The sequence below is a fragment of the Paenibacillus sp. P4_E11 genome, assembly GCF_056401635.1.
Map to the genome: position 1 here is coordinate 1 of NZ_JBFUIX010000599.1, position 854 is coordinate 854.

The 854-nt window shown below is 40.6% G+C and carries 1 protein-coding gene; it reads left to right on the forward strand.

Annotated features, from left to right (window positions below; genetic code table 11):
* Positions 1 to 854, forward strand: an 854-nt coding sequence (locus AC1DWB_RS36335) for an aminoglycoside phosphotransferase family protein (RefSeq protein WP_477545898.1), incomplete at both ends; no start/stop codon positions are given.

The window sequence follows — 854 nt, forward strand, 5'->3', positions numbered from 1 at the left end:
ACTGAAAACAGACCAAGCTGTGTATGCTGTGAAAGCTTTAAACCCGCAAATCATGCAACGTAGAACAGCCATGAACAACTTTATCTTTTCCGAAAAAGTGGCAAACTTGGCGTACCAAAATGGAATAAACGCACTCCCGGCAATCGTATCAAACGAAAGCTGTATACATGAAGTTGACGGTCAATATTACATACTGTTTCCATGGGTTCAAGGGAAGGTACTCCACTCAGGGATTATAGATATGGAGTGTTGCAAAAAGATTGGAGAAGTACTTGCGAATATACACAGAACCGATTTCTCTCCACTTATTGTCGATCATCCAATTGAAAGCGTTAATGTATCTGTAGTGGATTGGAATGATTATGCCATCAAAGGAAAGCAGCAAAACCAGGACTGGTCCTACTTGCTGATAGACAACTTGAATAACCTGTATCTCTGGGAGAAACTAGTTCGATCATCGGCGAGATTATTAAGTAACACTAGAGTTATCAGCCACAGAGATCTAGACCCCAAGAATGTGTTATGGGACGAAAATCAGATTCCAATCCTTATTGACTGGGAAGCAGCAGGAACTACCAATCCCACTCAAGAACTGATTGATGTGGCCTTGTATTGGTCAGGTTTTGAATCGGGGAATATAAGCAAAGATGCATTCTGTGCGGTTATAAGTACTTATCGGAATAATGGAGGAGCGATCTGTGATAATTGGTTTGATGTGTTGAACTGTGGTTTTCAAGGGAAATTAGATTGGTTAGCCTATAATATTAGACGTTCACTTGGACTGGAATGTACGGATGACAAAGAACAACAACTTGGAACAAGCGAAGTAATCAAAACCATACACGCTATCAAGG